At 60.9% G+C, this 25,467-nt stretch carries 19 protein-coding genes and 2 riboswitches; of the genes, 12 read left to right on the plus strand and 7 right to left on the minus strand.

What is annotated here, in order from left to right; translation table 11 throughout:
- Nucleotides 1-28: 28 nt before the first annotated feature.
- Complete coding sequence (gene metH, locus LOY52_RS12120; protein ID WP_258679632.1) at nucleotides 29-3,739, minus strand: methionine synthase; 3,711 nt, start codon at nucleotides 3,737-3,739, stop codon at nucleotides 29-31.
- Nucleotides 3,740-3,744: 5 nt separating this feature from the next.
- Nucleotides 3,745-3,996, minus strand: coding sequence for a hypothetical protein (locus LOY52_RS12125; RefSeq protein WP_258680093.1), 252 nt, complete (start codon nucleotides 3,994-3,996; stop codon nucleotides 3,745-3,747).
- Here LOY52_RS12125 and LOY52_RS12130 point away from each other — a divergent pair.
- The 3 genes from LOY52_RS12130 to nfuA all read left to right on the plus strand — a co-directional run bounded on the left by LOY52_RS12130 (nucleotide 3,896) and on the right by nfuA (nucleotide 8,039).
- Nucleotides 3,896-6,190 carry a fatty acid cis/trans isomerase gene (locus tag LOY52_RS12130; RefSeq protein WP_258679633.1) on the plus strand — a complete coding sequence of 765 codons (2,295 nt, stop codon included), beginning with the start codon at nucleotides 3,896-3,898 and terminating at the stop codon, nucleotides 6,188-6,190. The two genes, LOY52_RS12125 and LOY52_RS12130, sit on opposite strands and share 101 nt — an antisense overlap.
- Before the next feature lie 181 nt (nucleotides 6,191-6,371).
- Nucleotides 6,372-7,397, plus strand: coding sequence for an acyltransferase (locus tag LOY52_RS12135; protein ID WP_258679634.1), 1,026 nt, complete (start codon nucleotides 6,372-6,374; stop codon nucleotides 7,395-7,397).
- Nucleotides 7,398-7,454: 57 nt separating this feature from the next.
- Nucleotides 7,455-8,039 carry a Fe-S biogenesis protein NfuA gene (gene nfuA / locus LOY52_RS12140; protein WP_003225494.1) on the plus strand — a complete coding sequence of 195 codons (585 nt, stop codon included), beginning with the start codon at nucleotides 7,455-7,457 and terminating at the stop codon, nucleotides 8,037-8,039.
- A 173-nt stretch (nucleotides 8,040-8,212) separates the two neighbouring features.
- On the opposite strand, the gene cobM is transcribed toward nfuA, so the two are convergent.
- From cobM to LOY52_RS12160, 4 genes are all read right to left on the minus strand, one after another.
- Nucleotides 8,213-8,959 (minus strand): precorrin-4 C(11)-methyltransferase, encoded by a 747-nt coding sequence (gene cobM / locus LOY52_RS12145; protein WP_258679635.1) that lies wholly within the window; start codon nucleotides 8,957-8,959, stop codon nucleotides 8,213-8,215.
- 81 nt (nucleotides 8,960-9,040) lie between these two features.
- Nucleotides 9,041-9,454 (minus strand): cobalamin biosynthesis protein, encoded by a 414-nt coding sequence (locus tag LOY52_RS12150; protein WP_003225490.1) that lies wholly within the window; start codon nucleotides 9,452-9,454, stop codon nucleotides 9,041-9,043.
- Nucleotides 9,451-10,149: a CbtA family protein gene (locus LOY52_RS12155; RefSeq protein WP_095669042.1), complete on the minus strand. Its 699-nt coding sequence runs from the start codon at nucleotides 10,147-10,149 to the stop codon at nucleotides 9,451-9,453. The genes LOY52_RS12150 and LOY52_RS12155 overlap by 4 nt, the downstream gene beginning before the upstream one ends.
- Before the next feature lie 11 nt (nucleotides 10,150-10,160).
- The gene (locus tag LOY52_RS12160) at nucleotides 10,161-10,358 is read right to left on the minus strand and encodes a CbtB domain-containing protein (RefSeq protein WP_003225486.1); all 198 of its coding nucleotides are present in this window, start codon (nucleotides 10,356-10,358) and stop codon (nucleotides 10,161-10,163) included.
- A 121-nt stretch (nucleotides 10,359-10,479) separates the two neighbouring features.
- Nucleotides 10,480-10,701: riboswitch (cobalamin riboswitch) on the minus strand.
- Nucleotides 10,702-11,628: 927 nt separating this feature from the next.
- Nucleotides 11,629-11,842: riboswitch (cobalamin riboswitch) on the plus strand.
- A 97-nt stretch (nucleotides 11,843-11,939) separates the two neighbouring features.
- Between LOY52_RS12160 and cobW the strand changes: the two genes are divergently transcribed.
- The 6 genes from cobW to LOY52_RS12190 all read left to right on the plus strand — a co-directional run bounded on the left by cobW (nucleotide 11,940) and on the right by LOY52_RS12190 (nucleotide 22,441).
- Nucleotides 11,940-13,010 carry a cobalamin biosynthesis protein CobW gene (gene cobW / locus LOY52_RS12165; protein ID WP_309474948.1) on the plus strand — a complete coding sequence of 357 codons (1,071 nt, stop codon included), beginning with the start codon at nucleotides 11,940-11,942 and terminating at the stop codon, nucleotides 13,008-13,010.
- Nucleotides 13,011-13,013: 3 nt separating this feature from the next.
- Nucleotides 13,014-16,862, plus strand: a complete 3,849-nt coding sequence (cobN, locus tag LOY52_RS12170) for a cobaltochelatase subunit CobN (RefSeq protein WP_258679636.1) — start codon at nucleotides 13,014-13,016, stop codon at nucleotides 16,860-16,862.
- Nucleotides 16,863-17,026: 164 nt separating this feature from the next.
- Nucleotides 17,027-18,025, plus strand: a complete 999-nt coding sequence (locus tag LOY52_RS12175; RefSeq protein ID WP_258679637.1) for an ATP-binding protein — start codon at nucleotides 17,027-17,029, stop codon at nucleotides 18,023-18,025.
- A 104-nt stretch (nucleotides 18,026-18,129) separates the two neighbouring features.
- The gene (locus tag LOY52_RS12180; protein ID WP_309474949.1) at nucleotides 18,130-18,684 is read left to right on the plus strand and encodes a VWA domain-containing protein; all 555 of its coding nucleotides are present in this window, start codon (nucleotides 18,130-18,132) and stop codon (nucleotides 18,682-18,684) included.
- 171 nt (nucleotides 18,685-18,855) lie between these two features.
- Nucleotides 18,856-20,502: a phospholipase D-like domain-containing protein gene (locus LOY52_RS12185; protein WP_258679638.1), complete on the plus strand. Its 1,647-nt coding sequence runs from the start codon at nucleotides 18,856-18,858 to the stop codon at nucleotides 20,500-20,502.
- Nucleotides 20,503-20,881: 379 nt separating this feature from the next.
- Nucleotides 20,882-22,441 (plus strand): TerC family protein, encoded by a 1,560-nt coding sequence (locus LOY52_RS12190; protein WP_258679639.1) that lies wholly within the window; start codon nucleotides 20,882-20,884, stop codon nucleotides 22,439-22,441.
- Nucleotides 22,442-22,528: 87 nt separating this feature from the next.
- Here the strand turns inward: LOY52_RS12190 and LOY52_RS12195 are convergent, their stop codons facing one another.
- The gene (locus LOY52_RS12195) at nucleotides 22,529-22,963 is read right to left on the minus strand and encodes a co-chaperone YbbN (RefSeq protein WP_258679859.1); all 435 of its coding nucleotides are present in this window, start codon (nucleotides 22,961-22,963) and stop codon (nucleotides 22,529-22,531) included.
- Nucleotides 22,964-23,161: 198 nt separating this feature from the next.
- On the opposite strand from LOY52_RS12195, the gene LOY52_RS12200 reads away from it, so the two are divergent.
- The 3 genes from LOY52_RS12200 (at nucleotide 23,162) to LOY52_RS12210 (ending at nucleotide 25,466) form a co-directional block, all read left to right on the plus strand.
- Nucleotides 23,162-23,569, plus strand: a complete 408-nt coding sequence (locus LOY52_RS12200) for a hypothetical protein (RefSeq protein WP_258679640.1) — start codon at nucleotides 23,162-23,164, stop codon at nucleotides 23,567-23,569.
- 334 nt (nucleotides 23,570-23,903) lie between these two features.
- On the plus strand, nucleotides 23,904-24,752 hold the full coding sequence (locus LOY52_RS12205) for a transporter substrate-binding domain-containing protein (protein WP_047294802.1): 849 nt from the start codon (nucleotides 23,904-23,906) through the stop codon (nucleotides 24,750-24,752).
- A 51-nt stretch (nucleotides 24,753-24,803) separates the two neighbouring features.
- Nucleotides 24,804-25,466: an amino acid ABC transporter permease gene (locus LOY52_RS12210; protein ID WP_003225455.1), complete on the plus strand. Its 663-nt coding sequence runs from the start codon at nucleotides 24,804-24,806 to the stop codon at nucleotides 25,464-25,466.
- Nucleotide 25,467: the final 1 nt, after the last annotated feature.

Here is a 25,467-nt window from a genome sequence, read left to right on the forward strand (position 1 = left end):
CGGCAGGTCCGGGGACTGACCGTTGCGCTTATTCGTCGTAACCGAGGTTCGGCGCCAGCCAGCGCTCGGTCACGCTCAGGTCCTGACCTTTGCGCGAGGTGTAGCTCTGCACCTGATCCTTGTCGACCTTGCCCACGGCAAAATACTGCGCCTGCGGATGGGCGAAGTACCAGCCGCTGACCGCTGCCGCCGGGAACATCGCATAGTGTTCGGTAAGGAACACGCCGCTGCGCCCGGCACGCATTTCGCTGGCCTCGGGGTCGAGCAGGGTGAACAGCGTGGCTTTCTCGGTGTGATCCGGGCAGGCCGGGTAGCCCGGTGCCGGACGGATACCGGAGTACTGTTCTTTGATCAGTGCGTCGTTGTCCAGCGCCTCATCCTTGGCGTAACCCCAGTGCTCTTTGCGCACTTGCTGGTGCAGCCATTCGGCGCAGGCCTCGGCCAGACGGTCGGCCAGTGCCTTGACCATGATCGAGTTGTAGTCGTCGCCAGCGTCCTGATAGGCCTTGGCGACTTCTTCGGCGCCGATGCCGGCGGTGGTGATGAAACCACCGACGTAGTCGGTCACTTCGCTGTCTTTCGGCGCGACGAAGTCGGCCAGCGAGAAGTTTGGCTTGCCGTCGGTCTTGATGATCTGCTGACGCAGGTGATGCAGGCGCGCCATCGGCTTGCCGTCATCGCCGTACAGCTCGATGTCGTCGTCATGCACCTGATTGGCCGGCCAGAACCCAAACACTGCACGGGCGCTGATCAGTTTCTCGTCGATCAGCTTGGTGAGCATCTCGCGCGCGTCCTTGTACAGCGCGGTGGCGGCTTCACCGACCACTTCGTCTTCGAGGATGCGCGGGAATTTGCCGGCCAGATCCCAGGAGATGAAGAACGGCGTCCAGTCGATGTACTCGGCCAGAACGTTGAGGTCGATGTTGTCCAGCACGCGGGTACCGGTGAAGGTCGGTTTGACCGGCGTGTAGTTGGCCCAGTCGAACTGCGGCTTCTTGGCGATCGCCGCCGCGTAGCTCAGGCGCTCGGTACGGGCGCTGCGGTTGGCGGTGCGCTCACGCACATCGACGTATTCCAGACGGGTCTTCTCGACGAAACCGGCCTTGAGTTCTTTGGACAGCAACTGCGTCGCCACACCGACCGCACGCGAGGCGTCGGTGACGTAGACCACTGCATCGTTGCTGTACTTCGGCTCGATTTTCACGGCGGTGTGCGCCTTGGACGTGGTCGCGCCACCAATCATCAGCGGCAGATGGAAATCCTGACGCTGCATTTCGCGGGCCACGTGGACCATCTCGTCCAGCGACGGGGTGATCAGGCCGGACAGGCCGATGATGTCGCACTTTTCTTCCTTGGCCACCTGGAGGATTTTCTCCGCCGGGACCATCACGCCGAGGTCGACGATGTCGTAGCCGTTGCAACCCAGCACCACACCGACGATGTTTTTGCCGATGTCGTGCACGTCGCCTTTTACCGTGGCCATCAGGATCTTGCCCTTGGCTTCCGGCTTGTCGCCTTTTTCCAGTTCGATGAACGGGATCAGATGCGCCACCGCCTGCTTCATCACGCGGGCGGATTTCACCACCTGCGGCAGGAACATTTTGCCGGCGCCGAACAGGTCGCCGACGATGTTCATGCCGGACATCAGCGGGCCTTCGATGACTTCGATCGGGCGGGCGAACGACTGGCGTGACTCTTCGGTGTCTTCGACGATGTGCGTGGTGATGCCCTTGACCAGCGCGTGCTCCAGACGCTTGTTGACGTCCCAGCTGCGCCACTCTTCGGTCTCGGCTTCCTTGACGCTGCCGTCGCCCTTGTACTTGTCGGCGATGGCGAGGAGGGCGTCGGTGCCTTCCGGCGTGCGGTTGAGGATCACGTCTTCGACGGCGTCACGCAGCTCCTGCGGGATCTGGTCGTAGATTTCCAGCTGACCGGCGTTGACGATACCCATGGTCAGGCCGGCGCGGATCGCGTACAGCAGGAACACCGAGTGAATCGCTTCACGCACCGGGTTGTTGCCACGGAACGAGAACGACACGTTGGACACACCGCCGGAACTCAGCGCATACGGCAGCTCGTCGCGGATGTAGGCACAGGCGTTGATGAAGTCCACCGCGTAGTTGTTGTGTTCTTCGATGCCGGTGGCCACGGCGAAGATGTTCGGGTCGAAGATGATGTCTTCCGGCGGGAAGCCGACTTCGTTGACCAGAATGTCGTAGGAGCGTTTGCAGATTTCTTTCTTGCGCGCTTCGGTGTCGGCCTGGCCGGCTTCGTCGAACGCCATCACCACCACCGCCGCGCCGTAGCGTTTGCACAGTTTGGCGTGATGGATGAACTGCTCGACGCCTTCTTTCATGCTGATCGAGTTGACGATGCCCTTGCCCTGAATGCACTTCAGACCGGCTTCGATGACTTCCCATTTCGACGAGTCGATCATGATCGGCACGCGGGAGATGTCCGGTTCACCGGCGATCAGATTGAGGAAGGTCACCATGGCCTTCTTCGAATCGAGCATGCCTTCGTCCATGTTGATGTCGATCACCTGTGCGCCGGCCTCGACCTGCTGCAGGGCGACTTCCAGGGCTTCGGTGTAGTTGTCTTCACGGATCAGACGGGCGAACTTGGCGGAACCGGTGATGTTGGTGCGCTCGCCGACGTTGACGAACAGCGAGCTGCGATCGATGGTGAACGGCTCCAGGCCGGACAGACGGCAAGCCTTGGGAATGTCCGGAATCTGTCGTGGCGCGTAACCGGCGACGGCTTTGGCGATGGCTTCGATGTGGCCCGGGGTGGTGCCGCAGCAGCCGCCGACGATGTTGAGGAAACCGCTCTGGGCGAATTCTTCGATGACCTTGGCGGTGTCCACCGGCAACTCGTCGTACTCGCCGAATTCGTTCGGCAGACCGGCGTTCGGGTGCGCCGAAACGTGGGTGCTGGCCTTGTTTGACAGCTCTTCCAGGTACGGACGCAGTTCACTGGCGCCGAGCGCGCAGTTGAGGCCGACCGAGATCGGCTTGGCGTGGGCCACGGAGTTCCAGAACGCTTCGGTGGTCTGGCCCGACAGGGTGCGGCCGGACGCATCGGTGATGGTCCCGGAAATCATGATCGGCAGCTCGATGTGCAGCTCTTCGAACACCCCTTGCACGGCGAAGATCGCGGCTTTGGCGTTGAGCGTGTCGAAAATGGTTTCGATCAGGATCAGATCGACGCCGCCCTCGATCAGGCCTTTGGTGGCCTCGGTGTAGTTTTCCACCAGTTCATCGAAGGTGACGTTGCGGTAGCCGGGGTTGTTGACGTCTGGCGACAGCGAGCAGGTGCGGCTGGTCGGGCCGAGCACGCCGGCGACGAAACGCGGCTTGTCCGGGTTCTCGGCAGTCTTGGCGTCGGCCACCTTGCGCGCCAGTCGTGCGCCTTCTACGTTTAATTCGTACGCCAGCTCTTCCATGCCGTAGTCGGCCATGGAAATGCGCGTGGCGTTGAAGGTGTTGGTTTCCAGAATGTCGGCACCGGCATCCAGATAGGCCTTTTCGATGCCGCCGATCACGTCCGGACGGGTGATCACCAGCAGGTCGTTGTTGCCCTTGACGTCACTCGGCCAGTCAGCGAAGCGTTTGCCGCGATAATCCTGTTCTTCGAGCTTGTAGCTCTGGATCATCGTGCCCATGCCGCCGTCGAGAATCAGGATGCGCTCTTTGAGGGCTTGCTTGAGAGCTTGAAGGCGGACGCTGCGATCGGACATTGGGACTACTCGAAAAGACCATGACGAAGGGCCGGGATCATAACAAACCTGTGCGCTTTTGGAGCACTTGCTGCTTTTGCATGAATATCGTTCATGTTGGTACGAGCGTCATACTGTAGAATCGCGGGCGTTTTTTTCACGATCGGGATCATGGGCATGTCGTACCGCGTCATCAGCATTTTCTTGCTGTTCTTAAGCTGGGGCGCCATTGCGCAGGAACCCGCGATCTCACCTTCTATTTCATATACGCGTGACATCCAGCCAATCTTCACCGAGAAGTGTGTGGCCTGCCACGCCTGCTATGACTCGGCGTGCCAGCTCAATCTGGGCAGCGGCGAAGGCGCAGGGCGGGGCGCGAGCAAGATGCCGGTCTACGACGGCGAACGCACTCAGGCGGCGCCGACCACGCGGCTGTTCTACGACGCCTTCGGCAAACGTGCCTGGCAGCAGAAAGGCTTTTATTCGGTACTCGATGCCCAGGGCAGCCAGGCGGCGCTGATGGCGCGGATGCTGGAACTGGGCCACAAAACCCCGCTGACCCCGAATGCAAAGCTGCCGGAAGACATCGTCCTCGGCCTGCAACGGGAAAACATGTGCGCGATGCCCGCCGAGTTTGACGGCTATGCCGGCGCCCACCCGAAAGAAGGCATGCCGCTGGCGGTGACCGGGCTGACCGATCAGCAATACCAGACCCTGCAACGCTGGCTGGCGTCCGGTGCGCCGATCGACGAACAAGGCCTGGCGCTGAGCGCCAAAGAAGCGCTGCAAATCGTCCAGTGGGAAAACCTGCTCAATGCGCCGGGGGCGCGGCAGAGTCTGGTCGGACGCTGGTTGTTCGAACACTGGTTCCTCGCGCATATCTATTTCAAGGACGGCGAGCCGGGGCACTACTTCCAGTGGGTGCGTTCGCGCACGCCGACCGGGCAGCCGATCGACCTGATCGCCACCCGCCGCCCGAATGACGATCCGGGCACTCAGGTGTATTACCGCTTGTGGCCGGTGCAAGGGGTGATCGTGCACAAGACCCACATCACCTATCCGCTGAGTGCGGCGAAGATGGCGCGGGTCAAGAGTCTGTTCTACAGCGGCAACTGGCAGGTCAATGCGTTGCCGGGTTACGGCCCGCAGAGCCGGGCCAACCCGTTCGCCACCTTCGAGGCGATTCCGGCGCAGGCGCGTTATCAGTTCATGCTCGATAACGCCGAATACTTCGTCCGCACCTTTATTCGCGGGCCGGTGTGCCGTGGGCAGATTGCGACGGATGTGATCCGCGATAACTTCTGGGCGCTGTTCCAGGCTCCGGAACATGATCTGTACATCACCGACCCCAACTATCGCGGCCAGGCCACGCCGTTGCTGGCAATGCCCGGGCAGAACGACGACGTCGGCAGTGTGCTGAGCATGTGGCACAACTACCGCAACAAGCGCAACGAATACGAAGCCCTGCGCCGCGACAGCTACGCCGACCAACCGCCGCCGAGCTGGTCGACCCTGTGGGCCGGCAACGACAACGCGCTGCTGAGCATTTTCCGCCACTTCGACAGTGCTTCGGTGACCAAAGGCCTGATCGGTGAAGTGCCACAGACCATGTGGCTGTTCGACTATCCACTGCTGGAGCGCACCTATTACCAGTTGGCGGTCAACTTCGATGTGTTCGGCAACGTCTCCCATCAGGCGCAGACCCGTCTGTATTTCGACCTGATCCGCAACGGTGCCGAGCAGAACTTCCTGCGCCTGATGCCGGCCGACTCCCGCGAGGATTACCTCGACGATTGGTACCAAAGCAGCGGCCAGTTCAAGATGTGGCTCGATTATGAGGCGATCGACGACGACAAGCCGACCGCGCTGAAACTCGATGAGAAAGACCCGAAATACGACTTCGCCATGCAGTTGCTGGCGCGTTACGGTGATCTGAATGCGCGGCCGGATCCGATCAATCGCTGTGACGGCGCCTACTGCTCGCGGCCGAATATCGACCCGGCGCTGCAGAATGCCGAGCAGGCACTCAGTCGCCTGACCTCGCGTCCGGCTGGCGGTTTGAAGGTCATCGACCAATTGCCGGAAGCAACCATGCTGCGCATCGAAACTCGCAGCGGCAAACGCGAGATGTACAGCCTGCTGCGCAACCGTGCGCACAGTAACGTGGCGTTCCTGTTGGGCGAGTCGCTGCGCTATCAACCGGGGCTGGACACCTTGACCATCTACCCGGGCGTACTGAGCAGCTATCCGAATTTCATCTTCAACATTCCAGCCGAACAAGTGCCGGCGTTTGTCGATGCCATGGAGAATGCCAAGGATGCCGATCGTTTCGAGAAAATCGTCGAACGCTGGGGGATTCGCCGCAGTCATCCGCAATTCTGGTTCTATTTCCATGACCTGAGCCAATACCTCCACGAAACCGACCCGGTGGAAGAGGGCGTGCTGGACATGAATCGCTACCAGAATCTTTGATCGTTGAGATCGACCTGCTGTCCCAACTCCAAGCAACACCGCAAAACCCCTGTAGGAGCTGCCGAGTGCAACGAGGCTGCGATCTTTTGATCTTTTAACCACAAGATCAAAAGATCGCAGCGTGCCGCAGCTCCTACAGGGGGGGCGGTGGGGATTCAGGAATTGTGGGCGGGAGCCGATCATGTTGATTTCAGTGCAGGCCCTGCGGGCGCTTGCCGCGTGGACGGTGGTCTGTCACCACTTCATGCAGATTTTCTTCGACTTCAAGGCGCGCGGCCCGGTCGGGCAGTTCTTCATCGACAAAGGCGCAGTCGGCGTCGATGTGTTCTTCGTCATCAGTGGTCTGGTGATTTTCCTCTCCACCGAAAGCAAAGCGCTGCCCCCGGCGCGCTTTCTGCTGTACCGGCTGTTTCGCATCGTCCCGGCGTACTGGCTGTACACGCTGTTAATGGCGTTGCTGGTGGTGTTCGCCCGGCCGATGTTGCCGGATCAGACGGTGGACTGGGCGCATTTCCTCGCGTCGCTGTTATTCATTCCTGCGCAAAACCCCGGCGGCTACGGGATTTATCCGACGCTGAATGTCGGCTGGACGCTCAACTACGAAATGCTCTTCTATGTGTTGTTTGCCTGCGCGCTGGTGTTCCGCTGGCAGGTGCGCTTGCTGGTGGTCGCCGCGTTGCTGTTTTCGGTGTGTCAGGCGTTCGGCTGGCTCAACGAGTTTTACCGTTCCGACATCGTCTACGAGTTTCTGCTGGGGATCGGCATTGGCGTGCTGTATCGCCGGGGCTGGATTGGCGCCGGCCTGTGGCTGCCGCTGTTGGCGATAGGCGCTGCGATGATGGCGATCTATCACCTGGCACCGGCGCCAAGGTTATTGAACTGGGGCGTGCCGAGCGCGGTGCTGGTGATGGCTTGCATGGCGCTGGAGCGCTACGTCGAGCGCAATCGGGTGATGAAATGGCTCGGTGACTGTTCCTATTCGGTGTATCTGATGCACGTGTTGGTGCTGTCTGCCGGTGGTTTTGTTGCCCGGCGCTATGGAATCAATCCGTATCTGATGTTCGCTATTTGTGCCTTGGCTATCGCAGTGGGTTCGTGGCTGAGCTACGAATGGGTAGAAAAACGCAGCTATCAGTGGCTTAAAGCGCGGATCGATGGCGAACCGGTGCACGCACCTGTCGAGAATCTTTCCCGACAAAAATACTAGGACTTTGTCCGGCGCAATGATTGGCGTAAACTGCGCCCAAGCCTGCGAGGAGTTTCCATGACCGCTATTACCATTACCGACGCCGCCCACGATTACCTGGCCGATCTGCTCTCCAAGCAGAACACACCAGGCATTGGCATCCGCGTCTTCATCACCCAGCCTGGCACCCAGTACGCCGAAACCTGCATTGCCTACTGCAAGCCGGGCGAAGAAAAACCTGAAGATACCGCGCTGGGGCTGAAAAGCTTCACCGCCTACATCGACTCGTTCAGCGAAGCGTTCCTTGACGACGCCGTCGTCGATTACGCCACCGACCGCATGGGCGGCCAGCTGACCATCAAGGCGCCAAACGCCAAAGTCCCGATGGTCAATGCCGACAGCCCGGTCAACGAGCGCATCAACTACTACCTGCAAACCGAGATCAACCCGGGGCTGGCCAGCCACGGCGGTCAGGTCAGCCTGATCGATGTGGTCGAGGACGGCATTGCCGTGCTGCAGTTCGGTGGCGGCTGCCAGGGCTGCGGCCAGGCCGACGTGACCTTGAAGGAAGGCATTGAGCGCACCTTGCTCGAGCGTATTCCAGAACTCAAAGGTGTGCGCGACGTGACCGACCACACGCAGAAAGAAAACGCCTACTACTGAGTAAGGTGTTCACTGCGAACACGAAAAACGGCGCTGTGGCGAGGGAGCTTGCTCCCGCATGACTGCGAAGCAGTCACAAACCGGACAATGCATTTACCCGTGATGAATGGATTGTCTGGTTTTGGGATCGCTCCGCGATCCGGCGGGAGCAAGCTCCCTCGCCACAATTGCTTTCAGGGCCTGTACAAGTGCGCATGCCCCGCACGATAAAGCGACGATTCACTGAACACCTCACTGCCCAGCACTCTCCCAACCAGAATCAACGCCGTACGCCGAAACCCCTTGGCCTCAACCTTCCCGGCAATATCCTCCAGCGTCCCCAGCACCCAGTCCTGATCCGGCCATGTCGCCCGGTGAATCACCGCAATCGGGCAATCCGCGCCGTAATGCGGCAGCAGTTCGGCGATGATTTTCTGCAGATGATTGACCCCCAGATGAATCGCCATGGTCGCGCCATGCTGCGCCAGACTGCTCAATTCCTCACCCGCCGGCATCGCGGTTTTATCGGCGTAGCGGGTCAGAATCACGCTCTGCGACACGTCCGGCAGCGTCAGCTCGGCGCCGAGCAAGGCTGCACAGGCGGCGGTGGCGGTGACGCCGGGAATGATCTCGAACGGAATATTCAGCTCGCGCAGATAACGAATCTGCTCGCCAATCGCGCCGTACAGGCTCGGATCGCCCGAATGTACCCGCGCCACGTCCTGGCCATTGGCATGGGCGGATTTGATCAATTCAATGATCTGCTCCAGATGCAATTCGGCACTGTTGACCACGGTGTCGGCCTGATGCCCCTCCAACACAGCAGCCGGTACCAGCGAGCCTGCGTAGATGATCACCGGGCAGCTGCGGATCAGCCGCTGGCCTTTGACAGTGATCAATTCCGGGTCGCCGGGGCCGGCGCCGATGAAATAGACGGTCATGAAAAAATCCTGTGAAAAACGGGGCAGGGCAATGCTTCAGATGAAGATTGCTCATGATCAAACAGGGCGATTATCGGGATTTTACGCAGCGCCGGCCAATGCCAGGGTTGCCTGAGCGTATTTTTGCCGGGAAATCAGCAGTTTTGCCGGAGCCTGGATCAACTGTTCGGCAAGGGCCAGGGCGGCACTTTCCGCCACGCCGTAGCAGCCGGTGCGCTCATAGGCGATCTGAGAATGGTGACTGAGTCGCTGCTGGTAACTGGCCAGTTCGTCGCTGCTGAAATACAACAGTGGTAACGCAAGTTGTGCGGCCAGTTCCTGCAAGCCCGGCTCATCGCGCTTCAAGTCGATGCTCGCCAACGCCTTGACCGCTTCCAGCTCGATGCGATGCGCCTGCAATGCCTGATCGAGTAACGCGCGCAGCGTGCTGGCCGGGCAGCCGCGCTGGCAGCCCAGGCCGACCACAAAGGTCGGCGCTGCGCGGTCATCGGTCATGCGTGGTATTGACCAGCGCTTTTGCGGCGGAACAACCAGGCGCTGATCAGGCCCAGGGCCAGCCAGAACGCCACGTTGGTCAGCTGCGAAGCGATTTTGAACTGGGCTTCCAGCGCCTCCGGCGCGAGCATCGAATGCACTTCCGGTTGTGGTGCGCCGATCACATGCGGCACGGCGAGGATCGCCACGCCCAGCAGCTTCATCAGCCAGTGACGGCTGAACACGATCAGCGCCAGGCCGACAGCGGTGGAAGCGGCGGTGCCGATCCACCAGGTTTGCCGCGACGCCAGATCGGCTGCAGCGGTGCCCGGCAGTTCAGGCGGCAGGCCCAGGGTCGGCGCGAGCACGAAGGTCGCGTAACCGGCCAGGCCCCAGAGCAGGCCTTGCGAGGTTTTGGTTGGTGCACGCAGGGTGTACAGGCCGGCGAGCATCAGGGCGAAACCGACCGCCACCACCAGATTGCCGCCGGTGGTCGAGACCACGCGTTGCCAGCCGTCCTCCGGCTCCCAGGCTTCGGCGTCATGGGTGTGAGCAGCGGTGCCGGCGGCGTGTTCGTGAACGGCCACCGGTTCGGACTTCTCGAAGGTTTCGGCCTGCAGAATCAGCGGCGAGACCCAGAAGCTTTGCAGCAACGTCAGCAGCAGGGCGGCCAGCAGACCGGTGAAGCCTGCGGTTTGCGCGATACGTTTGATCATGTCGGCAGGTCTCAGTGGCACGGGAACGCGGCGCTGTGGCGGGTATCGTGAGCGGCGTTGTGCACCGCTTCGATGTGCGAGAAACCGGCGAAGTACACAAGGCTGGCACCCAGAATCGACGCGAAGATCGCGGCGGTCAGGCGTTGGCTCAAGGTGGCGGTGCTGGAGATTTTGTCGGTGTTGCTACCGGTGCTGCTGATGATCGACATGGCGCTTCCCTCTGGAGTGTCAGCGGGTGAATAGAGCGCATGAAAACCCCTGCGAGTCGGGCACGCAGAGGTTCGAACAGCGCCCGCCCACCGCGGGTTTGTTATGTTCAGCGACGCAAACTGCGCACTGTGTGTTGCGGGCCGGTCTCCGGGCTCACGAGGGGTTGGCGTCTGGCCGACCTGCAAGCGTCACCTTCCCATGCCGTATGGCACAGTGGATCTGACGCTTCGCTCGCTTACCGTTGCGGGGGCAGCACCGGACTGACATGGCTTTGAGTAAAGCACATGATTCACCGGTTTCCCGTTTCACCCTGTGAAGGGCACCCGTAACAAGTTGTGTAGGAGAGCATGGGTTGGGGAATTTAGTCAATTTTGGGGGTGGATCCGTTGCTGCGGTAAAGGCCACTTAGGGTTCCGCCCTTACGGCGGGTCACTTTTGACAAACGCCTCAAAAGTAACCAAAAAGGCTTTACCCTGACGTTCGGCCCTCGCTTAGGCTCGGGTTCCTTCGCTGCGGGATTCATCCGGGGGGCAGCGCCTACGGTTTGCTTCGCTGCACCTCCTCTCGCTGTGTTTGGCTGCGCCAAACGGTCGCTGCGCTCCCACCCCCGGATAAATCCCTCCACTCAGCCTGCCGACGGGCCCTCAGATCAAAAGCGGTACTCGAGCTAACGCTCATCGTGTTGAGTGGGGCGGCTTCGCCGCATGGGGGCACGGTCTCTGAATTGCAGGAGCCAGCCTGCTGGCGATGGCGGCCTGACAGCCGACCAATCTCTAATTGAATAAACCCAATCCCGTGTAGGAGCTGCCGAAGGCTGCGATCTTTTGATCTGCTTTTTGGCTTTGGCTTTTGATGTTGCTTTTGATCTTCAGCCCCTTCGGCAGGCCGAGCGTAGGTGTTCATCCGGGGTTAGGCGCGCAGCGCCATGCGGCGGAGCCGCATACATCGAGAGGAGGTGCAGCGAAGCAAACCGGAGGCGATGCCCCCGGATGGACACCGTAGCGAGGGAACACTGAGCCTAAGCGAAGTGCCGTACGCCGGGGGCAAAGCCTTTTGGGTTACCTTTTCGGCGTTTGGAAAAGGTGACTCGCTGTAAGAGCGAAACCGCCAGAGGCAACACCCGAAGAAACGGATATGCCCCCCCAAACCCCAAACCTCAAACCCGGCGTTTGGAAAAAGTGACCGCCGTAAGGGCGAAACCCTAAGAGGCCGTCACCGCAGCAACGGATATGCCCCCAATCCAACCATTGACCGGTCACCACCCGATGCGTAGCCTTGCGCTTTCGAGGTTCTTCGGCCCACGCCGAAGCTAAGAAGGGAACGCGGTCAAAGCCGCGGCTGCCCCCGCAACTGTGAACGGTGAAGTTCGTTGCCACGCCACTGCCAGCTCAATCCACTGAGCCCGCGGGAAGGCGCAGCGAACGCCAGGCCCAAGGCCCGAACACCGTCAGCCAGGAGACCTGCCTCGTCACAGATTTCTCACTACAACCGGGCGGGGTGATCCGGTGGCGAATTCTTCCGCGCGCACGTTCGCAGCGGATCTCGTCCCGTATGCCCGCCACCTTGCCAAAGGGCATCCGATGAAAACACTGGCCAAACTCCCCGTCACCATCGTCACCGGTTTCCTCGGCTCGGGCAAAACCACCTTGCTGCGCCATATGCTCGACAACGCTCAGGGCCGCCGCATCGCGGTGATCGTCAACGAGTTCGGCGAGTTGGGCATCGACGGTGAGATCCTCAAGCAATGCACCATCGGTTGCACCGAAGAAGAAGCCACCGGTCGCGTCTACGAACTGGCCAACGGCTGCCTGTGCTGCACGGTTCAGGAAGAGTTCTTCCCGGTGATGCGTGAACTGGTCGCCCGTCGCGGTGACCTCGATCACATCCTGATCGAGACGTCCGGTCTGGCCCTGCCAAAACCGCTGGTACAAGCCTTCCAGTGGCCGGAGATCCGTAGCGCCTGCACCGTTGACGCGGTGATCACCGTGGTCGACAGCCCGGCCGTGGCCGCCGGCACGTTCGCCGCGTTCCCGGAGCAGGTCGATGCCCAGCGCAAACTCGACCCGAACCTGGATCACGAATCGCCGCTGCACGAACTGTTCGCCGACCAACTGGCCAGCGCCGATCTGGTGATCCTCAACAAGGCCGACCAGACCAGCGCGGAAGATCTGGCTCGCGTGCGCGCTGAAGTCGCCGAAGAACTGCCGCCAGCGGTGAAAATCATCGAAGCCAGCAACGGTCGCCTGCCGCTGGACGTGCTGATCGGTCTCGGTGCCGGATCCGAAGAACACATCGACAGCCGCCACAGCCATCACGATCACCACCACGACGGTGATGACGACCACGATGACCACGATCACGACGCCTTCGATTCGATCTCGATCGAACTGCCGCAAGCCGACGAAAGTCTGCTGCTCGACGCGCTGACGCAACTGGTTGTGCAGCACGGCATCCTGCGCGTGAAGGGCTTCGCGGCGATTCCTAACAAGCCGATGCGCCTGTTGATTCAGGGCGTGGGCACGCGTTTCGACAAGCACTTCGACCGCCAGTGGGGCGCTGACGAAGCGCGCGTCACCCGTCTGGTGCTGATCGGTCAGGAACTCGACGCCGCGCAACTCGAAGCGCAACTGCGCGCCGCGCTCAGCGTTTAAACCATGCACCTGCTCAGGACCCAGCCCGGCGGTTTCGTGTCGGATGACAACATCGCCGACCTTGGACAAACCCCCGCCGAGCTGGTGATCCTGTGCAGCGGCGACTCCAGTCTGGCGCTGCTCGCCGAAGCCGCGCAGCAATTGCCCGAGGATTACCCGAGCCTGCGCCTGGCCAATCCGATGCAGGTGCAGAATCACGCCTCCGTCGACCTGTATGTCGATGAAGTGCTGCGTCACGCGAAGGTCATTCTGATTTCGCTGCACGGCGGCATCGCTTATTGGCGTTATGGCGTCGAGCGTCTGGTGGAGTTGTCCGAGCGCGGGGTGCAGGTGATTCTGGTGCCGGGCGATGATCGTCCCGACCCGGAACTCAGCGACCTGAGCACGGTGCCCGCCGAAGATCGCGACCGCCTCTGGCAGTTCTTGCGTCAGGGTGGCATGGGCAATGCGCTGGACTTCTTCCATTGCTTGGCCAACTGCTGGCTGGCGCGCGACTACGCCTGGGGCGAGCCGCAAGCGCTACCGCGCACGGCGATTTACCAGCCACAGAAAAACACCGCCGCACTGAGCGACTGGCAAGCCGAATGGCTGCCCGGTCAACCGGTCGCGGCGGTGTTGTTTTATCGCTCGCATTTGCAAGCGGCGAACACCGCGTTCATCGATGTGTTCTGCCAACGCTTGCAGGCGGCGGGGCTCAATCCGTTGCCGATCGCGGTCGCCAGCCTGAAAGAACCTGGCTGTCTGAGCGTGGTCGAGGACTGGCTGGACGAGGTCGAGGCGGCGGTGATTCTCAACACCACCGGCTTCGCGCAGTCCAGTCCCGAAGCCCCGCACCTGCGGCCGTTCCGGCGCAATATTCCGGTGATTCAGGCGATCTGTGCCCAAGACAACGAACCGGGCTGGCGCGACAGCGAGCAGGGCTTGGGGCCACGGGATCTGGCGATGCACATCGCCTTGCCGGAACTCGACGGGCGCATCATCAGCCGGCCGATCAGCTTCAAGGATCTGGCCTGGCGCAGCGAGCGCAGTCAGTCCGACGTGGTCTGCTATCGGGCGCAACCCGAACGCATGGATTTTGTCGCTGAACTGGCCCGACGCTGGAGCGATCTGGCGCGGCTGCCGAACGCGGAAAAACGCATCGCGCTGATCCTCGCCAACTACCCGACCCGCGATGGTCGAATCGGCAATGGCGTTGGTCTCGATACGCCGGCGGCCGCGTTGAATATCCTGCGCGCGTTGCAGGCGGAAGGATTTCCGCTAGCGACAGAGTTGCCGGACAGCGGCACCGCGTTGATCCAGCAATTGCTCGGTGGCGTCAGCAACGACCTCGACAGCATCGACCTGCGTCCGTGCCAGCAAAGCCTGGCGATGGACGCCTATCTGGCGATGTTCAACGCGCTGCCGCAAGCCAATCGCACGGCAGTACTGGAACGCTGGGGCACCCCGCAAAACGATCCGATGTGCCGTGACGGACGGATGATGATCGCCGGTCTGCGTTTTGGCCTGACCTTCGTCGGCATTCAACCGGCGCGCGGTTATCAGGTCGATCCGAGTGCGGTGTACCACGACCCGGATCTGGTGCCGCCGCACGGCTATCTGGCGTTCTATTTCTGGCTGCGCAACACCTACGGCGCGCACGCGGTGATTCACGTCGGCAAGCACGGCAACCTCGAATGGTTGCCGGGCAAGGGCGTCGGCCTTTCGGAAAATTGCTGGCCCGACGCATTGCTCGGGCCGCTGCCGAACATCTATCCGTTTATCGTCAACGACCCGGGCGAGGGCGCGCAGGCCAAACGGCGCACGCAAGCGGTGATCATCGACCACCTGATGCCGCCGCTGACCCGTGCCGAAACCTACGGCCCATTGCGCAATCTGGAGCTGCTGGCCGACGAGTATTACGAGGCGCAACTGCTCGATCCGCGTCGTGCGCGGGAGCTGCAGCGCGACATTCTGCAACTGGTGCGCGAGACGCAGATCGACCGCGAACTGCAACTCGACGCCGGTCTGGACAGCGACGCCGACGCAGCGATCTGGCTGCCGCGTCTGGATACCTATCTGTGTGACCTGAAGGAATCGCAGATCCGCGATGGCCTGCACATATTCGGCGAGTCGCCGACCGGACGTTTGCGCATCGACACGCTACTGGCGTTACTGCGTATCCCGCGTGGCGACGGCAAGGGTGCGCAGTCGAGTCTGCTGCGGGCGTTGGCCAAGGCGTTTGAGTTGGGCTTTGATCCGCTGGATTGTGTGCTTGCCGATCCGTGGAGCGGCCCGCGTCCGCCAGAGCTGCAAAGCGTCAGCGACGAAGTCTGGCGCAGCGCCGGTGACACCCGCGAACGCCTTGAGCTATTCGCCACTCAACTGATCTCCCAAATTCTGGGCGATCCCTGTGGGAGCGAGCCTGCTCGCGAAGGCGGCATGTCAGCCAACGCATCTTTCACTGATACACCGCCTTCGCGAGCAGGCTCGCTCCCACAGGGGGCAGGATGGGCTGAAGTGAGGGCAATCATTGAAAATCTGCGCGAAGTCGTCGCCCCACGCCTCGACGCCTGCGGTCCCGCCGAAATGCGTGGTCTGCTCGACGCCCTCAACGGTCGCTTCGTCCCCGCCGGCCCAAGCGGCGCGCCGAGCCGTGGCCGTCTCGACGTGTTGCCCACCGGGCGCAATTTCTACTCGGTGGACGTGCGCAACCTGCCGACCACCACCGCGTGGCGCATCGGTTTCCAGTCCGCAACGTTGATTCTCGAGCGGCACTTGCAGGATCACGGCGATCACCTGCGTCAGCTCGGGCTGTCGGTGTGGGGCACTGCGACCATGCGCACCGGCGGTGATGACATCGCCCAGGCCATGGCGTTGATGGGCGTGCGTCCGGTGTGGGCCACCGGCAGTCAGCGCGTCGATGATTTCGAGATTCTGCCGCTGAGTCTGCTCGACCGGCCACGGGTCGATGTCACGCTGCGGGTCTCGGGCTTCTTCCGCGATGCCTTTGCCAATTTGATTCGTCTGTTCGACGCGGCCGTGCAAGCGGTAGCGGCGCTGGACGAACCGGATGACCTCAATCCGCTGGCCGCGAAGGTGCGCGCTGAACGTGAGGCGCTGCTGCAATCGGGGTTGGATGCCGAAGCGGCACGGCGCCAGGCCGGCTGGCGGATTTTCGGCGCCAAACCCGGAGCCTATGGCGCGGGTGTACAGGGCGCCATCGACGGTCGCCTGTGGCAGAGCCGCGAAGATCTGGCCGAGGTCTACCTGAACTGGGGCGCTTACGCTTACGGCGGGGCGGACGAAGGCACCGCCGCTCGTGATCAGTTCGTCCAGCGTCTGAGTCAGGTGCAAGCGGTGCTACAGAACCAGGACAATCGCGAGCACGATTTGCTCGATTCCAACGACTATTACCAGTTTCAGGGCGGCATGCTCGCGGCGGTGGAAACCCTGCGCGGCGAAGCGGCGGCGAGTTATCACGGCGATCACAGCCAGCCGGATCTGCCGAGAATCCGTACCCTGAAAGAAGAGCTGAACCGGGTGATCCGCTCGCGGGCGGCCAATCCGAAATGGATCGACGGGGTCAAGCGTCATGGCTATAAAGGCGCGTTCGAGCTGGCGGCGACAGTCGATAACCTGTTCGCTTTCGACGCCACCACGCAACTGATCGACGATCATCAGTACGCGTTGCTGGCGGACGCCTATTTGCTCGACCCGACGACGCGGGATTTTGTCCGCGAGCACAATCCGCATGCGCTGCGCGACATGACCGAGCGCATGCTGGAAGCGCAGCAGCGCGGGATGTGGCAGGAACCCGGCGTGTATAAAGAAGCCCTGGAAAACCTGCTGCTGGATATAGAAGAAGACACCTGACACAGCGCAATCCCCTGTGGGAGCGAGCCTGCTCGCGAAGGCGTCGTGTCAGACAGTATTTTTGTGGCTGGCACACCGCTTTCGCGAGCAGGCTCGCTCCCACAGGGATCAACGTGGCTCCCAACGATTTTCGAAAGATCACCGACCATGACCGAGTATTGACGATGACCGACACCCCGCATTTCCCGCTCTCCGCCGTGGTCGGTGCCGATGACCTGAAACTCGCGCTGTGCCTTACCGCCATCGACCCGAAAATCGGTGGCGTGCTGATCGAAGGCCCGCGCGGCATGGCCAAGTCGACCCTGGCCCGTGGCTTGGCCGATCTGCTCGCCAGCGGTCAATTCGTCACGCTGCCATTGGGCGCCACCGAAGAGCGTCTGGTCGGTACCCTCGATCTCGACGCCGCGCTGAGTGAAGGGCGCGCGCAGTTTTCTCCCGGCGTGCTGGCCAAGGCTGACGGCGGCGTGCTGTACGTCGATGAAGTAAACTTGCTGCCCGATCATCTGGTAGATCTGCTGCTCGATGTGGCAGCCAGTGGCACCAACCTGATCGAGCGCGACGGTATTTCCCATCGGCATTCGGCGCGATTTGTATTGATCGGCACGATGAACCCGGAAGAGGGCGAACTGCGTCCGCAACTGCTTGACCGGTTCGGCCTGAACGTCGCTCTCAGCGGCCACACTGCGCCAATCGAACGCGGGCAGATCATCCGCCGCCGCCTGGATTTCGACAGCGATCCGCAGGCGTTCTGCGCGCAGTGGGAAGCCCGGCAGCAAGCGCTGCGCGAACGCTGTGAACAGGCGCGCATCGCCTTGGCGAGCATTGCGCTGGACGACGACGCGTTGGCGAGCATCACCGAGCGTTGCTTTGCGGCGGGTGTCGATGGCTTGCGTGCCGATCTGGTCTGGCTGCGCGCCGCCCGTGCGCACGCAGCATGGCGCGGCGCGGCAGCGATTGCCGAGCAGGACATCGACGCCGTGGCCGAATTTGCCCTGCGGCATCGCCGTCGTGAATCGTCTTCTTCCAGCTCTCAGCCACCCGCGCAAAACCCGGCCAGTAGCCAGGCCGAACCGAGCGAAGGGCAGGGCCAGTGGGGTGATATGCCCGTCCCGGCACTGGCCACCGGTGCCCGTCGCGAAGTGCCGAGCTGGCCAAAAAAGTAACCGGCATTCGTCCCCGATCCGACGCGGGGGCGAATGCCAGACCCCGCGCCGGACGTCTCGACCACGGACGCCAGGGCCAGCGCCACGCTGCGCGCAGCGGCCTGGTGAACTGGCCGGGCACGCTGCTCAACGGTCGGCCGCAGACTCGAGAGGATCTGCAGTTCCAGTTGCGCACTCGTACTCCCCATGAATTGTGGCTGGTGATCGTCGATGCCTCGGCTTCGACCCGCAGGCATCAGGCGCTGAGCGATGCCAAGGGCCTGCTCGCGCAATTGTTCGATGATGCTTATCGGCAACGGGCGCGGCTGGCCCTGCTGACCGCCAGCGGCAGCGCGCCGAAATGGCAGGTGCAAGGTCTGAAGGCGTCGAGTGGCTTGCGCGCCTGGCTGGAGGCGTTGGGGGCGGGCGGCGGCACGCCGTTGGTGGCGGCGTTGACGCAGGCGCAGCAATGGCTGGTGCAGCGACAAAAGCGCTTTCCTGCCGAGCAGCAGCGCTTGCTGGTGGTGACGGATGGGCGTTTGAAAGCCTTGCCATCGATACCGGCGCTGGAGTGTCCGGGATTGTTGATCGACATCGAGCGTGGGCCGATCCGCCTGGCACGGGCGCGAGAATTAGCGACAGCGCTGAATGCGGATTATCGGCATATCGATGATGTGTGAAGTCTGAACGGGCCTCTTCGCGAGCGGGCTCGCTCCCACAAGGAATGTGAACGCTGCTTTACCTGTGGGAGCGAGCCTGCTCGCGAAGGCATCGCCTCGGATCATGCAGGATCACCGAAAACCGCAGCGCTGTTCTATGCTCCACGCCAGCCCAATCACAAGGAGTGAACCATGCGGGTACTGGTCGCCAATCCTCAGGACGATTTTCGCGTCAAAGCCTACGCCGGCACCAACGGCGTGTTACTCGCCATGGATCTCGCCGAACCCCGGCGCAAAGGCCTGCTCGGGTTTGCCATCGAAAAGCAGCAGGGCGACAAACCGTGGTTGTTCCTGTTCAACAGCCTGACATTTCCCGGCAAGGCGCACACCTTCCCCCAGTATCACGCCACGCCCAGCGATAAAGCGCCGCTGCAGAAATTTCGCTGGGCCGATTACGCGGTCAATCCGGGTACGACGATGCACTATCGCGTGCACTTGGCCTATGGCACGGCGGACGCGCCGCTATTGGGCGAATCACTGGAGCTGAGTATCACCAGTGACGACGGTCATCCGGCCAACCAGAATGTGATCTTCAACCGTGCCGTGGCTGCCAGTCAGGCCTTCCAGCGCAAGTTTCCCGACCTCGACGCGCAGATCAGCGCCAACAAGAACCTGCCCATCGAAGCCTGGCCCGATGCGGCACGACTGTGGCTGGAGAACGGCTTGCTGGAGCGTTTGCTCGGTTACATCGAGCGTGCCGTGGACGCCAATTGGGCGCTGGACATCGCGATCTACGAGTATCAGTTGCAGGCGATCATCGACGCAGTGAATGCGACATTTGCCCGAGGGGTTCAGGTGCGCGTGCTTTATCACGCTCAGCCTGATGATCCCGATACGACCCTGAACGAAGCGAACCTTGCCAAATTACCGGCGGCGAACAAACGCGGCCGGGTCACCCATAACATCTTCCACGACAAATTCATTGTTCTCAGCCGCGTCGATGGCGCTGGTCAACGGCAACCGCAGGCGGTGCTGTGCGGTAGCACCAATTTCACCGCCAATGGGGTGTATCGCCAGGCCAACGTGGTGCATACGCTCGACGACGTGACGATTGCCACGCGTTATTTGCAAACCTTCGAAGAAGTCTGGGCCAACCCGGCCGATGTCGCTGCGACGCGCAGCTGGATCACCGAACACAACCCGATGGACCCAACACAGGCGCTGTTCGCCGGGTTCTCGCCACGCAGCGGTGGCGGCGATTTGCATGAGTTCGTCGAGATCATCGAGGCGGCGAAAAAGGACGTGTTGTTCGTCACCGCGTTCAGCCTGCCGGACGCGATCCTCAACGCGCTGCTCGGCGAACCGCATGACGATATCTTGCGCTACGGCCTGCAAAACACCGCGAGCAGCATCACCGGTTTTCATGCCGACCGCACCGCCGAATTCGCTGCCACAGCTTTGCTCAACACCGGGCTGGAAGGCTGGCTGAAAGAAAACATGAAAGGCCAGAAGGGCAACCTGCTGGTGCATACCAAAGCGGTGGTCACCGACTTCACTACCGACGCGCCTACCATCATCAGCGGCAGCCACAACCTCAGCACCTCGGCCAGTAACGGCAATGACGAAAATTACCTGATCATTCGGGGCGATACCGATCTGGCTGATCGCTATGGCCTGGAGTTGCTGCGGTTCTACGAGCATTACCGTTTTCGCTATTTCGCGAAAAAACTCGAGCTCAAGCAGGTGAGTCCGCTGGCGGTGGATGACAGCTGGACCCACGATTATTACGTGGAGGGGGATTTGCGCCAGCTGTCGCGGTTGCGCTTTGCCGGACGATGACAGCCAACTGTAGGAGCTGCCGAAGGCTGCGATCTTTTGATCTTGATCTTGAACAACAAAGTCAAAAGATCGCAGCCTGCGGCAGCTCCTACAGGGGGCGGTGGCCAGTTGATACAGATTTTGAAATGATTTGCCGCTGTAGAAAATGTGCCTTGAGCCTGTACGCTCCAAGGCCATTTTTCATTCAGGATTTGCATGAACACCCTCTTGGAGCCTCCCAGTCGTACCTTCTCCTCGCGCCATGGCGCGGTCTTGACGTACTCGCAGCATCCGGTTTTCCGACTCCCGTCTATCGTTGACAACGCGGCTTCAGAGCCTTCGCGTTGCACTTTGCCGTGTCCGGCAGCCTGAATTCACTGAAGAGAGATCGAGACATTTTATGGAATGGTTAGCGGATCCCACGGCCTGGTTAGGCTTGTTGACTCTGATCGTGCTGGAACTGGTGCTGGGTATCGACAACCTGGTGTTCATCGCCATCCTGGCAGACAAACTGCCGCCGCATCAGCGCGATCGTGCGCGAATCATCGGCCTGTCGTTGGCGCTGATCATGCGCCTGGGCCTGTTGGCGAGTATTTCCTGGCTGGTGACCCTCACGCAGCCGTTGTTCGAGGTGTTCGGCAAGAGCTTCTCCGGTCGTGACCTGATCATGCTGTTCGGTGGTGTATTCCTGTTGTTCAAGGCCACCATGGAACTGCACGAACGACTCGAAGGCCACATCGGTCAGCGTTCGACCAACGCCGCTTACGCGCTGTTCTGGCCGATCGTCGCGCAGATCGTGGTGCTCGACGCGGTGTTCTCGCTGGACGCGGTAATCACTGCAGTCGGCATGGTCGATGAACTGGCGGTGATGATGATCGCGGTGATCATTTCCATCGGCCTGATGATCGTCGCCAGCAAGCCGCTGACCCGCTTCGTCAATGCGCACCCGACGGTGATCATGCTGTGTCTGGGCTTCCTGATGATGATCGGTTTCGCCCTGACGGCTGAAGGCCTGGGTTTTCACATCCCGAAAGGCTATCTGTACGCGGCGATTGGTTTCTCGATCCTGATCGAGGTGTTCAACCAGATCGCCCGGGCCCGACGCAAGCGTTCGATGCAAGGCCTGCGCCCCATACGTGAGCGCACGGCCCACGCGGTAATGCGTCTGCTGGGCGGGCGCAAGCTGGAGGCGGAGGAGGTCGGCGAGGAAATCTCCGATCTGCTGGATGACGGCGAAGCCCCGAGTGCGGAGCTGTTCGATCGCCGCGAGCGGGTGATGATCAGTGGTGTGCTGCAACTGGCCGAGCGGCCGATTCGTAATCTGATGACCGTGCGTGCCGATGTAGACACCATCGATCTGGCCGACGATGTCGAAACGATTCGCACAAAATTGATGCATTCGTCGTATTCACGTCTGCCGCTGATTCGCGACGGCGCAGTGGATGAACCGCTGGGCTTCGTGCACAAGAAGGAACTGCTCAAGGAGTACCTGGCCGGTACCGAGCCGAATCTGGAGCACCTGGCGCGCAAGACCATCAACCTGCTCGACAGCTATTCGATCCTCAATGCGCTGGAACAGATGCGCTCGGCGTCGACCCACATCGCCTTCGTGGTCAATGAATTTGGTGACTTCGTCGGCGTGTTGACCATGACCGACATCCTCGAATCGATTGCCGGCGAATTGCCCGATGCCAGCGAAATCGAAGGCCCCGACGTGATCGAGGAGCAGGGCGGGTTTGTCGTCAACGGCGCGTTGAACCTGACGCGTGTCCGCCAGCGCACCGGGTTTGGCGCCGAACCGACCGAGGACTATCAGACCCTGGCCGGACTGGTGATGAGCCTGCTGGATCGCTTGCCGATGATCGGCGATCGGCTGCAGTACGCAGGCTGGCAAATGACCGTCAAAGCCGTTGAGGAACGTCGGGTGACGCAGGTGTTGCTGGTGCGCGATACCGCTTAAACGCGGATATCCCCTGTAGGAGCTGCGGCACGCTGCGATCTTTGATTCTGTTTTTTAAGATCAAAAGATCGCAGCGTGCCGCAGCTCCTACAGGGATATCGCGTGGTGTCGCAGTGACTGCGCGCGCGGGATGGTGCAAAGGTTCCGCAAGGTGCGACGCAGCCAGCCCAGGTCATGTCGTGGTTTCTGCTGTACCACCGGTGCCCTGGTCCTGCCAATATGCCGGGCAAAGTCCGCCGCCAGTGTTTCCTCTGTGCCAATCCCTTTGAGCTTCTTCAGCAACTTGCCGTTCTTGTAGAACAGCACGGTCGGTGTGCCGGTGACCTGCGGATGGCGCGGCGACTCGCTGGTATTGAGCATGTAGATGTTCGCCCGCAGCCGATACGGCTCGGCGACCTCGCGAAACACCGGCCCGGCCCATTCGCAGGCGGGGCAGTGTTCGTTGGCGAAGTACAGGATCACCGGACGCCAGGTTTTCAGGGCTTTGCGGTAAATAGGGGCCAAGCGGGAAGAAGAGGTCATCGTGCTCACTGTTATCTCCTTTTCAGTGACCATCCGAGAACGATTCGAAAGTTAAGAGCAGAAACCAAAGCGTGTCTACTGTCAGACCTGACAGGTGTGCGAATACTTTTCTGAGCGTTGAATGAATGGGCCGCTTCCTGAGCACATTGATTCCCAATGACGCACGGAGGTGTTCGACTCACGACGGGACTTGCAAACATGAGTGCAGAAAATCTGATTCTCAATGGTGATTTTTCTCAAGGCAAAGAGCACTGGCAAATTTATAAACCAAATCCAAAAGCGAAGGCCGGGTTCCGTGACGGTTATTGTCAAGTAGAGTGGGGTGTCATGGTGAGCCAAACAGTGGAACTGGACATCGGCACGTACCGTCTGAGCTTTGAATCTCTTTTTCGCGAGGCTTCCGAGAGCTACGTGAATCTGGCTCTGGAGATGACGGGTTACCGGCAAGAGCTAAAAATTCAGCGTGGGAGGGATTACTCGCACCGCTCGATTGATTTCGAGGTTACTGAAGTTGCAGAGGGTAAAAAGGATTGGTTTTCGTTGGGGCTGAATGGGCACCAGGCCGGCGGGAAGTTTCGCAAGATCAAGCTCGTTCAGATTTCTTGACCCTTAACGACTGAAACGCAGGGTAAGAAGCTGACTCTCACAGAAAAGAGCTCGTCGAGATCGGATTCAATCCAATCCGATCCCGGCAACACCGAAAGGGTGCTGAGTGCTCACCAAACGTGTCACCAATGCCCAACTTTGTTGCCAATCGTAGCGCTGGATTTCCATGCGTCCGCGTACCAAGGTGACCTCCAGAATGTAACCCGCTGATTCAAAGTACGTTTTTATTTACGAAACGGTCACTGCTTCCTGTGGCACACTTTCTGCTGTCTATTCCGTAGTAACAAACCGTGTTCCGGTATAGCGGAATAAACATCATCCTGGAGTGCTTGCCATGCATCGCCGTCCCTCGTTGTTCAAAGCGTGTGTTTTTGTTCTTGCGGCTTCGTCCGCTGTGATGGGCATGGCCCAGGCAGCCGATAGCAAGCTCGACAGTGTTCTGGCCCGGGGCAAGCTGATTGTCGGCACCGGCAGCACCAATGCGCCGTGGCACTTTCAGGGGGCGGACGGCAAGTTGCAGGGCTTTGATATTGATATCGCCAGGATGGTGGCCAAAGGGCTGTTCAATGACCCGAACAAGGTCGAGTTCGTCGTGCAGTCGTCCGATGCGCGAATTCCCAATCTGCTGACCGACAAGGTCGACATGAGCTGCCAGTTCATCACCGTTACCGCCAGCCGTGCGCAGCAAGTGGCGTTCACTTTGCCGTACTACCGCGAAGGCGTCGGCCTGCTGCTGCCAGCCAACAGCAAGTACAAGGAAATCGAGGACCTGCAAGCGGCCGGTGACAGCGTTACTGTGGCCGTGCTGCAAAACGTCTACGCCGAAGAATTGGTGCATCAGGCGCTGCCCAAGGCCAAAGTCGATCAGTACGACAGCGTCGACCTGATGTATCAGGCGGTGAACTCCGGTCGCGCTGATGCCGCCGCCACCGACCAGTCTTCGGTCAAATACCTGATGGTGCAGAACCCTGGCCGCTACCGCAGCCCGACCTACGCGTGGAGCCCACAGACCTACGCCTGCGCAGTCAAACGCGGCGATCAGGACTGGCTGAACTTCGTCAACACCACTCTGCATGAAGCCATGACCGGCGTTGAGTTCCCGACTTACGCTGCATCCTTCAAGCAATGGTTCGGTGTCGACCTGCCGTCGCCGGCGATCGGTTTCCCTGTCGAATTCAAATGATCCCGTGAGAGTGGGGCGCCTGTACGCGCCCCGCTCAAGGTACTGCTGACCATGAACTATCAGTTGAACTTTGCTGCCGTGTGGCGCGATTTCGACACCTTGCTGGCAGGGCTCGGTCTGGGCCTTGAACTGGCGCTGGTGTCGATCGCCATCGGCTGCGTGATCGGCCTGCTGATGGCGTTTGCCTTGCTCTCGAAGCATCGCGCCCTGCGGGTGCTGGCCTCGGTGTACGTCACGGTGGTGCGTAACACGCCGATTCTGGTGTTGATTCTGTTGATCTACTTTGCCTTGCCAAGCCTGGGCATTCGTCTGGACAAGATCCCGTCGTTCATCATCACGCTGTCGCTGTACGCGGGTGCCTATCTGACCGAAGTGTTCCGTGGCGGCTTGCTGAGCATCCCCAAAGGCCAGCGCGAAGCGGGGCTGGCGATCGGTCTCGGTGAGTGGCAGGTCAAGGCCTACGTCACCGTGCCGGTCATGCTGCGCAACGTGTTGCCGGCGCTGTCGAACAACTTCATCTCACTGTTCAAGGACACCTCGCTGGCCGCCGCGATTGCGGTGCCGGAGCTGACCTATTACGCGCGCAAGATCAACGTCGAAAGCTACCGGGTGATCGAAACCTGGCTGGTGACCACGGCGTTGTATGTCGCGGCCTGTTACCTCATTGCCATGCTGCTGCGTTACCTCGAGCAGCGTCTGGCGATCCGCCGATAGG

The sequence above is a fragment of the Pseudomonas sp. B21-051 genome (assembly GCF_024748795.1).
In the GTDB taxonomy this organism is placed as follows: Bacteria; Pseudomonadota; Gammaproteobacteria; order Pseudomonadales; family Pseudomonadaceae; genus Aquipseudomonas; species Aquipseudomonas putida_A.